Raw genomic sequence first — 6,557 nt, 5'->3', positions numbered from 1 at the left:
GCTGCTCATCTCCCGGATCATCTGGTTGAAGCGGTCGAGGTTGACGTCGTCCAGCGGCGCGTCCACCTCGTCGAGGAAGCAGAACGGGCTCGGCTTGGTCAAGAAGATGGCGAATAGAAGGCTCACCGCCGTGAGCGCCTTTTCTCCGCCCGACAAGAGAGTGATGGATTGGAGCTTTTTCCCTGGCGGCTGCGCCACGATCTCGACTCCGGTCTCCAGGTAATCGTTCTCGTCGGTTAAAACCAGGCGCGCCTTGCCGCCGCGGAACAGGCGGGGAAAGATCTCCTCGAACTTCTGGTTGATCTCTTCAAAGCTCTCTTTGAAGCGGAGCCGGCAGACGCGGTTCAACTTGGCGATCGTCTGCTGCAGGTCGGCGATCGATTTCTCGAGGTCTTCCTTCTGCTGGCTCAAGAACTGGTAGCGGCTGTTCAGCTCCTCGTATTCGCCGATGGCGGCGAGATTCACTTCTCCCATCCGCTCGAGCCGGACTTTCAGCTCGTCGATTTCGGTCTTCAAGTCCTCTTCAGAGATATCGCCGCCCGCCGGCTTTTCGGCCGTATCCCTCAGATCGAAATCGTATTTTTCCCGGATGCCGTCCAACAGATGTTGCAGACCGAGCCGCTTCTCCGAGAGGGCGATTTGCAGCTGGTTTTTTTCCTCCTGGGAGGCCTGCCCAGTGGGACGGAGCTCTTTGATCGTCTCGTCGATCTCGGCCAGAGCGCGGGAGATCTCGCGGTACTTTCTCCGCTCGGTTTCGAGATTCGCTTCCAGTCCCGTCAAGGCGTTTTTCTCCTTTTCCAGCGAACCCTCCGCCGTGCGGATGTCATCCGCCAACCGGTCGCGTTTGCGATGAATCTCGGCCAGGTCCGCCTCGCCCGCTTGGATCTGCTGGGCCAACTCTTCCTGGAGCTTCAACCGGTTCTCCAGATCGAGATGGGCGTGCTCTTTCTTTTCGCTCAAGGTCGCGCCGCGGATGCGCGATGCGGTCGCCTCGGATTCGAGCCGATCGAGCGCTGCTTCCACTTGGGCGAACGACTGCTGGTTTTCTTCCAGCGCTTTTTCACGTTGGGCTCTCTCGCTGCTCTGCCGGTCGATGTCCTGCCGGCAGGCTTCGATCGCTTCCTGAAGCGTCGTCAAAGTCTCGGTTAAATGTGTCTCTTCCTCCGCGAGGGCCTGGCGCGTTTCCTCAAGCCGCTTCACTTCCTGTTCGGCTTCGAGAGACTCGTGCTCCAACCGGACTCGGTTGACTTCGAGACGATGGCCCTCTTCGATCAAGCTCGAACGGCTGGCCTCCGCTGCGCTGATCCGCGCCTTCAGCTCGGCCGCTTCTTTATCCTCGGCGTTTAGCTGCGCTTGAAAGTCGGCGATGGCCGCTTCCGACTCCTTCATCTGCCGCCGCTGCGCCAGCAGGCTCCCCTCCAGTCCGTCGAGACTGCCGCCGGTGACGACTCCCATCGGATCGATAACCTCGCCCTCCGGCGTCACCATAGTGCAGGCAAAGCCGTTTCGGTTCCAGATCGTCAGGCCCGATTTGAGATCGCGCACCATGACGACGTTGGCGAGCAGGTATTCGGCGATCTGCTTGAACTCGTCCTTGACCGAAACGACGTCCATCATCGGCGCGAGGACTTCGGGCTGGCCAATCGGCAAGTCTTTGTGCTCGCGGCGCGAAAGCTCGCGCGTGATGAAGCTGCCGCGGCCGGAGCATTCGCGCTTCAAATAGTCGATCGCCTCGATGCCCTCGTCGTGGCTGCGCACGATGATGTACTGAAGGCGATCTCCCAGCACCGCCGTCAGCGCCTTTTCGTACGCCTGCGGCGCCTCGATCACTTCGGCGACGAGACCGTAGACCCCGTCGAAGGCCGACTCTCTCTGCCGCTTGAGCATGATGCTGCGGACGCCTTCCTGATATCCCTCGTAGTTTTTTTGCAGGGACTCCAGCGACGCGAGGCGGGAGCTCGACTCCTGAAGTTTTCCCTTGAGCATCTCGATCTTGCTATCTTGCTCGTCTTTCGCTGCGTTCCACGATTGAATGGACTCGCCGAGCTGCCACGTCTGATGCGCCACCTTGCCGGCGCGCTCTTCGGCGGCCTTCTGCACCGTCTTTTTTTGCCGCCTCTTTTCCACCCACAATTCCAACGCCGACGCGGCGGTGGTATCCTCGTTCCGGTTACGCGCTGATTCTCTTTCGACCTGTTTCAGCTCTTTTTCTTTGGCCGAGAGATCATTCTTTAGTCGCGCCGTCTCGTTGGCGAGATCGATGAGAGCGGATTTTTCCTGTTCGACGGCCGACTGAAGAGCGCGAATGCGGGATTTGAGCGTCTCCAGCTCAGTCTCTTTTTCCTTGAGGAAGGCCTCCTCGAAAAGGGAAAGCTGAACGAAATGTTCCCGCGCCTTGCGCAGCTCGTCGATCTCGGCGCTGAGCGCGTGGAGCTTCTGTCGAGTATCCGCCAATTGCGCGCCGGCTCTCCTTTCATCTTCATCCAGATCCGAGCGATCCTTTTTGAAGAACTCGATTCTCTGCTCGTCTCCCTGGATCTCGACCTTGCGCTGATAGACGGTCTCCTGCGCGAGCGAAATGGCCCGATCCATCTCCAAAAGCGACAAGCGCACCGACTCCGCCTCGGATTCCTTGGCGTCGAGCGCTGCGGAAAGCTCGATCAGGCGATCTTCCACGTTTTTTAACGCCGCTTCATGGCCGGAGATTTCCCGCTCGAGCCCGCTCCTTTGCAGATTGGCCCAGACGAGCTCTTTTCCCTTAAGCTCCTGCCTGACGGCGCGGTAGCGCTCGGCTTTTTTGGCTTGCAGCTCCATGCTGCGGATCTGCCGCTCGATCTCGCGCACGATGTCGCTGACGCGCAAGAGATTCTGCTGCGTCCGCTCGAGCTTGCGCTCGGCGATGAGCTTGCGGCCCCTGTATTTGCTCGTTCCCGCCGCTTCCTCGATGAGCATGCGGCGCTCCTCGGGCTTGGCGTTGACCATCTCATCGACTCGTCCCTGCTCGACGATCGAGTAGGCCTTGCTGCCCACGCCTGTTCCCAGAAAAAGCTCGATAATGTCTTTGAGCCGGCAGGGGACTTTGTTGATCTCGTACTCGGACTCGCCGGAGCGGAAGAGTCTCCGCGTGATCATGATCTCGCTGAAGCCGGCGTACTCGGCGGGCGCCCTCCCATCCTCGTTGTCCAATAGCAGGGAGACTTCCGCCATTCCCGTCGGCGAGAGGCTTTCGCTGCCGTTGAAGATGACGTCTTCCATCAGGTGGCCGCGCAGGTGGCGGGCGCTCTGCTCGCCCATAACCCAGCGCATCGCGTCCACGATATTCGATTTCCCGCAGCCGTTGGGGCCGACGACGGCGGTAATGCCGGGGGGAAACTGGATGGCCGTACGTTGCGCGAACGACTTAAAACCCACCATTTCAAGGCTTTTGAGACGCATGTCTACTACCTATCCCAAGCCCCGGTAACTGTCAAGAAAAATTACAATATAAGGGGTAGTATGGGTTTTAGACCCACAAGATATTGGGTGGTACAGGCGCGGGAAGGTCGGTCGGCTAGGCCAAGCTATTCCAGAAGTTCGGTGTTCCAATACGAGACATCCACTGCATTCAAAAATGGGAGCCACTCACGATAGCGCGCCAGATTAAAAGTCTCCTGCATGAAGGGGGTCCACTTGGGTTTATAGGGCTTGTGCAGCAAAGCCATGTGGGACTCCTGCGGAGTCCTGCCGCCCTTGTGGCGATTGCATTCATGGCACGAGCAGACCACGTTTTCCCATGTGGAAGTTCCGCCGCGCGAGCGCGGGATGACGTGGTCCAGGTTCAGCTCGTAACGCGGCAGCTTTCGGCCGCAGTACTGGCAGGTGAGCTTGTCGCGGGCGTAAATGTTATAGCGGCTGAAGCGCACCTGACGCTTGGGCACACGGTCGTAACCGACCAGCAGAATCACCCGCGGGACGCGAATAACGCGGTTCACCAGGCCGATAGACTCGTCGTGGACCGAAACCGAGAGGTGGCTCCAGCTTTCATAGTCGAAAGTTTGGTACTGGTCGTTAACGGCGCGGGCGATTCCCTGGTACAAAAGCGTGAAGGCCCGCCGCACTGACGTGACGTGGATCGGCAGATAGGAACGATTGAGAATCAGAACCTTGGTATTTAGGATCGAATAGGTAGGCACCGAAATCGCATGGTCCATAGGGGTCCTAATACGCAGGGTAAGATTTGTTGAAGATATCGGCCTCGGGGCGCAAAGTCAACAGAACGGCATTTCTTTGCTTGAAATTTCGCCGGGTTTGGACTATAAAATTGATACATCACGCTGATGGATCTCCAATGTTGAGGAGAGATCCCGCCATTCATCTCCCTTCTTAAGGACGCGTCCCCCAGGTAAACAAGACCTTGTGAAACAGGATATCTATATCAACTCGGCGCCTCAGGAGAGCCGCATAGCCATCGTCGAAGACGGCAATCTGGCCGAGTTTTTGATCGAGAGAAAACAGGAACGAGGCATCGCGGGAAACATCTACAAAGGCAAGGTCGCCCGCGTCCTGCCGGGAATGCAGGCCGCGTTCGTCGACATCGGCATGGACAAGGCGGCTTTTCTCCACGTCTCGGACTTTTCCACCTCCTACGAGGGCGGCGCTTCGCTCATAAGCGGCGGTGAAAATGAAATCATCGTCGAGCGGCCGCGGCCGGCGCCTTCACGCCGTCTGCCGATCGAAAAGCAGCTCACGCACGGACAGGAAATTTTGGTCCAGGTCGCCAAGGACCCATTGGGGACCAAAGGCGCGCGCATCACGTCGCATGTCTCGCTTCCCGGGCGCTACCTGGTTTTCATGCCGAGCGTGAGCCACGTCGGCATCTCGCGGCGCATCGACGACGACAAGGAGCGAAAGCGGCTGAAAGAGATCGCTCTCTCGATGACGACGGAAGAGGGCGGGTTCATCTTGAGGACCGCGAGCGAGGGGCGGAGCAAGCGAGAGATTCAGCGCGACCTCGCGTTCCTGACCAAGCTCTGGCGCGGCATCAAGAAGCAGGCCGAGTCGGCGGGCGCGCCGTCGTTGATCCATCAGGACCTCGACCTCGTGACGCGCACGATACGCGATTTTTTTACCACGGAAACGCACCAGGTCTTCGTCGATCAGGTGAAGGAGTACCGCCGCATTCTCGAATTCGTCAGCCATTTTATGCCGCGGCTCAAGTCGAAGGTCTCGCTCTACACCGAGGCCGAGCCGATCATGGACCACTTCGGCGTCGAGAAACAAATCTCCCAGGCGCTGGAGAGCAAGGTCTGGCTCCACTCCGGCGGTTATCTCGTCATCGGCCGGACCGAGGCGCTGACGGCGATCGACGTGAACACCGGCCGGTTCGTGGGCCGTAGAAACCAGGAGGAGACGATCTTCAAGACCAATCTCGAAGCGGCGCAGGAGGTCGTGCACCAACTGCGCCTCAGAAATATCGGCGGCATCATCGTCATCGACTTTATCGACATGGAGAAAGAGGGGAACCGGAAGCGGGTCTACGAGGCGCTGAAAGAGGCGATCAAAAAAGACAAGGCCCGGACGAATATCTTAAAGATCTCCGAGCTGGGGCTCGTCGAGATGACGCGCCAGCGCACGCGGGAGAGTCTGGAGAATTTGCTCTTGAGTCCGTGCTCGTACTGCAAGGGACATGGGCGGGTGAAATCGAACGTCACCGTGGCGTACGAGATTCTCCGCGCAATCAAGAAGGAAAAAATCAACCTGCAGGACGGCAAGCGGATCGTCGTCCGGCTCCATCCCGACATCGCCAACTTCCTCTACGACGAGGAGAGCCACAGCCTCGATTTTCTCGAGCGCGAGATCAACCACAAGATCATCATCAAGGCGGCGGAGAAGCTCCGCCACGACGAGTACGAGATCTCGACCATCTGACTTTTTGCGAGTATAGGACCTATAAGACTTACGGGACCTATACTTTCCTTTCGTTCTTTCTGGCCTGGCTTCGCACACGGTAAAGTTTCTCGGTGAATCCGCCCTCGTGGAGAAACTGCCGCTCAAGCTGACGCAGTTGTCGGTCGAGGAGATAGTTGGTTTGGTTGATAAGGCAGATCAGCGTGTTCGCCGCGACCTCAGGGGAAGATTCTTCAATATAGGACCTGTAGGTCGTATAGGACCTATTTTCCGCGTAAGCGAGCTTTCTTACCGCCTGAGCCGTCGGATGATCTTTGTTCCAAAGAGCCAAGCCACGGTGCCGCAAAAAGTCCTGAAAATCCAAAAGCAGCTCTTCGAGGCTTGCACGGGCGACGTTCACCAGCTTGAGTTCGGTTTTCTTGGAAGTGGCCGATGCCATACTGCCTTCGGCGATGTTCTGCTTGCCGCTACGCGCGGCTTGAACCATCTGGTCGTGCGTGCGTGAACGGCGATCGATAAACCGATCGCAGAATATGACCGTGGCGTCATAGACGATCTCCGAGTTCTGATAGGATTTCAGCTCGCGGTATCCCCCGTGCGGCGGGATTAAATTCGGCTGCGGGTTGTCCTTTTCATCCGCCATCTCGTCACCTCATTCGTGTACTTAATAT

General features: G+C 58.1%; 4 protein-coding genes. 1 reads left to right on the top strand and 3 read right to left on the bottom strand.

Going from position 1 to position 6,557, the window contains the following annotated elements; all coding sequences use genetic code 11:
* Nucleotides 1–3,435: chromosome segregation protein SMC (gene smc, locus VGL70_05865; GenBank protein HEY3303046.1), on the bottom strand; the 3,435-nt coding region annotated here is incomplete at its 3' end.
* A 125-nt stretch (nt 3,436–3,560) separates the two neighbouring features.
* Nucleotides 3,561–4,157: an HNH endonuclease gene (locus tag VGL70_05860; GenBank protein HEY3303045.1), complete on the bottom strand. Its 597-nt coding sequence runs from the start codon at nt 4,155–4,157 to the stop codon at nt 3,561–3,563.
* A gap of 238 nt (nt 4,158–4,395) precedes the next feature.
* On the opposite strand from VGL70_05860, the gene VGL70_05855 reads away from it, so the two are divergent.
* The gene (locus tag VGL70_05855; protein HEY3303044.1) at nt 4,396–5,907 is read left to right on the top strand and encodes an Rne/Rng family ribonuclease; all 1,512 of its coding nucleotides are present in this window, start codon (nt 4,396–4,398) and stop codon (nt 5,905–5,907) included.
* Between the two features lie 37 nt (nt 5,908–5,944).
* Here the strand turns inward: VGL70_05855 and VGL70_05850 are convergent, their stop codons facing one another.
* Entirely contained in the window at nt 5,945–6,529 is a 585-nt protein-coding gene (locus tag VGL70_05850; GenBank protein ID HEY3303043.1) for a four helix bundle suffix domain-containing protein, read from the bottom strand.
* Nucleotides 6,530–6,557 lie beyond the last annotated feature (28 nt).

Source organism: Candidatus Binatia bacterium, from assembly GCA_036504975.1.
In the GTDB taxonomy this organism is placed as follows: Bacteria; Desulfobacterota; Binatia; order UBA9968; family UBA9968; genus JAJPJQ01.
The sequence above is the reverse complement of the archived record's forward strand: the minus strand, read 5'-3'. Positions and strand labels throughout refer to the sequence as shown.

Coding starts and splice junctions, on each gene's coding strand:
- VGL70_05850 (HEY3303043.1), bottom strand. CDS start 6,529: ATGGCGGATGAAAAGGACAACCCGCAGCCGAATTTAATCCCGCCGCAC.